3 protein-coding genes and 1 pseudogene are annotated in these 3,921 nt (G+C 65.9%); all 4 read right to left on the reverse strand.

Annotated elements, in window-relative coordinates; all coding sequences use genetic code 11:
• Positions 1-570 (reverse strand): AMP-binding protein (locus tag ADK52_RS44945; RefSeq protein ID WP_420714818.1); only part of this gene is annotated, 570 nt, incomplete at its 3' end.
• A gap of 12 nt (positions 571-582) precedes the next feature.
• Positions 583-1,920, reverse strand: a pseudogene (locus tag ADK52_RS07980) (condensation domain-containing protein); the annotation flags it as partial.
• A complete protein-coding gene (locus ADK52_RS07985) occupies positions 1,902-2,090 on the reverse strand; it encodes a hypothetical protein (protein ID WP_053689065.1) in 189 nt (62 codons plus the stop codon). The pseudogene ADK52_RS07980 and the gene ADK52_RS07985, both read right to left, overlap by 19 nt.
• Positions 2,065-3,921, reverse strand: a 1,857-nt coding sequence (locus tag ADK52_RS07990) for a condensation domain-containing protein (RefSeq protein WP_234343525.1), incomplete at its 5' end; no start/stop codon positions are given. The genes ADK52_RS07990 and ADK52_RS07985, both read right to left, overlap by 26 nt.

Raw genomic sequence — 3,921 nt, forward strand, 5'->3', positions numbered from 1 at the left:
CAACGCCACATGCGAAACCACCACACCCTTCGGCCGCCCCGTCGAACCCGACGTATAAATCACATACGCCGGATGCGCAGGCAACACCGAAGACAGACGATCATGGTCGGACAGGTCTCCGGCATCCCGGGCCGCCACGGCACGCCGGACCCCCGGCTCATCAAGCACCAGGTGCGGAGCGGCGCGGTCCTGGGGCAGCACGGGCACGGTGTCCGCATCGGTGATCACCAGCACCGGTTCGGCATCCGCGAGCACGTACGCGATCCGGTCCGCCGGGTACTCCGGATCCACCGGCACATAACCGGCACCGCTCTTCAAAACGGCGAGCAACGCGACCACCAGGTCGACCGACCTGGGCAGCGCCACAGCAACGAGCATCTCCGGACCGGCACCGCACGCCACCAGATGACGAGCCAAACGATTCGCCCGGGCATTCAACTCCGCATACGACAGCTCGACCCCGCCGCTGATCACAGCCGGCGCGTTCGGGGTGCGTGCCGCCTGCGTCTCGAACAGCTCCGGAAGCAACGCGGCAGGTATCTCACGGGCCGTGTCGTTCCATTCGGCCAATATCCGGTGCCGCTCTGCGACACCGAGCAGGTCGAAGCGGCCCAGTGCGCCATCGAGTCCGGTGGTGGTCGCCTCCAGGATCCGAATCAGCTGGGACCCGATCTGTTCCACCACCGCCCGGTCGAACAGGTCGGGAAGGTAGTCGAGTCGCAGCCGGAAATCGTCTCCGGGCATCACGATCAGGCCGAGCGGATAGTGCGTGCTGTTCCGCCCTTCCAGCCGTTCGACGCGGATGGCGTCGGCCGGCTCCGTGGCCCTCGGCACGGCGCCGATCGGGTAGTTCTCGAAGACGACGACGGTGTCGAAGAGCTCGTCGGCCGGGGTCAGGTGGTGGATGTCGGTGAGTTTGAGGTGCTGGTGGGGCAGGAGGGCACTCTGTTCGTCCTGGAGCCGCACGAGTGCCTCTCGTACGGACTCCGCCGGCTTCAGGCGCACCCGTACCGGCACGGTGTTGATGAACAGGCCGACCATCGACTCGATGCCGGGGATCTGGGCCGGGCGTCCGGCGACGGTCGCACCGAAGACCACGTCGTCCTGACCGGTCATGTGCCCGAGCAGCACCGCCCACGCCTGCTGGACCACGGTGTTCAACGTGACCCCGCAACTCCGCGCCGCAACCGTCAGCGCAGCCGTCAGCTCCTCCGGCAGACGCACCGTGACGTGTTCGGGAGCCATCTGCCCCGCGCGGGCGTGCACCGGGGCGAGCCGGGTCGCTTCCTCCACACCGGCAAGGGACCGCCGCCACGCCTCCTCGGCCGCGCCACGGTCTTGTCCGGCCACCCATGCCAGGTAGTCCCGGTAAGGCCTCACAGGCGCCAGGCCGTCACCGCGGCCGCCCTGCTCGTAGGCGGTCATCAGGTCGCGCATGAGCACGGGCAGGGACCACCCGTCGAGCAGCAAGTGGTGGCTCGTGAACTCCAGTCGGAAGCGCTGGTGGCCGAGGCGGAGGAGTGTGAACCGCAGCAGCGGCGGAGCGGACAGGTCGAAGCGCCGCGCCCGGTCCTCCTCCAGCCACTGGGCAATGGCGGTCTCCTGGCGGCCGGCATCCAGGCCCGAGAAGTCGATCTCCTCCCAGGGGAGCTCCACGCTCCGGGGAATGACCTGGACCGGCTGCCGCAGACCCTCATGGATGAAGGCGGCGCGCAGATTCTTGTGCCGCTCAAGAACGACTCGGGCGGACGCCTTCAGAGCGGCGACATTCAGCGGTCCTTCTATCAGGAAGGACATTTGCGTCGTGTAGACGTCCAGCGCCTGCTCGTCGTACAGAGCGTGGAACAGCAGACCTTCCTGCAGAGGAGCCAACGGAAGAACGTCTTCCAATTCATTCCGCTTCACTTGTCGTTCCTCCACAGCTGCTCAAGTTGATCAATTTCTGCCTGGTTCAGGGAGACCAGGGGAAGGTCGGAGGGGGTGTATCCACCCGCGTCGGGATCGGCCGCGTGACGGGTGATCGCTTTCAACGCCTCGACGAACAACCCGGACACCTCGACGACATCACACTCGTCCAGAACACCCGACACCCACGACCACGACACCTGCAGACACGGACCCGCCACACCGTCCTGACGGACCCGCCACACCGTCCTGAACCACCGCATTGATCTCCAACGCATGCGGAACCGGCATCCGCGGATCCAGCCCACTACCCAAAGCCACCGACTCCGCAGCGATCTGCCAAGCACCACCACCCCCCACACTGAACCGGCCCAAATAGTTGAACCCGATCTCAGGCCGCGCACCCCCGGCCAACACCGCACCCGTCTCGGCATTCAAATACCGCAACAAACCAAAACCCAGACCACGATCCGGAACAGACCGCACCTGCTCCTTCACCCGCTTCAACACCACACCGGCCTGAGCCCCACCAGCCCACACCTCACCCACATCAAAAACACCCGGATCAATCCGCAACGGATACGCACTGGTAAACCAACCCACCGTCCGCGACAGATCAACCCCCTCCACCACCTCCTCCCGACCATGCCCCTCCAACTCCACCAACACCCCACCCGCAGAACCCACACCCGCAGAACCCAGGGACCCCTCACCACGCCAACGCGTCACCGCCAACGCAAGCGCCGCCAACAACACATCCTCGACACCCGCATGGAAAACAGACGCCACATCACCCAAAAGCGGACGAGTCTCCTCCGAAGACAACTCCACCACCAAACCCCGCACCGCCCCAGCCGTATCCCTCACCGGATCAAGCGCACGAGACCCCACCCGAACACCAGGAGACGCCACCATCTCCCGCCACAAACCAAGCTCCGCAACCCGCTCCGCCGAACCCGCCAACCGCACCAAATGCCCCGCCCAACCACGGAACGACGTCCCCACCGGAGCCGGCACCACCGCACCACCCACCGAAAGCGCACCCCACGCCGCCGCCAGATCCGGCAACAACACACGCCACGAAACCCCATCAACCACCAAATGATGCAAAACCAGCAAAACCCGACCCGGCACCCCCACACCCGCGTCGAACCACACCACCTGCACCATCACACCCGCCAACGGATCCAAACGCTCACGCGCCGAAACCGCCTCAGCCAACACCACCTCCTCCAACCCGACACCCACCAAACCCGCCACATCCACACGACACACACACCCCGCCGCATCCACCCCACCCGACGGCAACACCTCCAAACCCCAACCCGAACCCCACCCAGAGCCACCACCCGAATCCAAGCCAGAACCAGAACCAGAACCGGAGCCAGAACCGGAGCCGGAGCCGGAATCCGAGTCCCGGATCACCCGCATCCGCAGACCGTCATGCAGATCCAGAACCGACCCCACCACCGCCGTCAGCAGCTCCAACGACAGCCCCGCCGGCGCACCCACCAACATCGACTGCGAAAACCCGGCCAGCGGACCACCCCGCTCCCGAACCTGATGCATCACCGGCGTCAACGGCACCACACCCACACCAGCACCCTCGGCCTCCACCACCACCGAGCCCTGCAACACACCCACCACCGCAGCCAGCCCCGCCACCGACTTACGCTCAAACACATCACGCGGAGAAAACACCAACCCAGCAGCCCGCGCCCGCGCCACCAACTGGATCGACAGGATGCTGTCACCACCCAACTCAAAGAACCCGTCATCCACCGAAACCCCGGAAACCCCCAGAACCTCGGCAAACAACCCGCACAACACCTCCTCGTGCGGCGTCACCGGCCCCCTCCCCGCCACCCCGCCGGAAACAACCTCCGGCACCGGCAAAGCCCCACGATCCAGCTTCCCGTTCGGCGACAACGGCAACGCACCCAACACCACGAACGCCGACGGCACCATGTAATCCGGCAACCGCTCCCCCACGAACCCACGCAACACAGCAGGATC

Origin of the sequence: Streptomyces sp. WM6372 (assembly GCF_001279655.1) — a bacterium.
Taxonomy (GTDB): domain Bacteria; phylum Actinomycetota; class Actinomycetes; order Streptomycetales; family Streptomycetaceae; genus Streptomyces.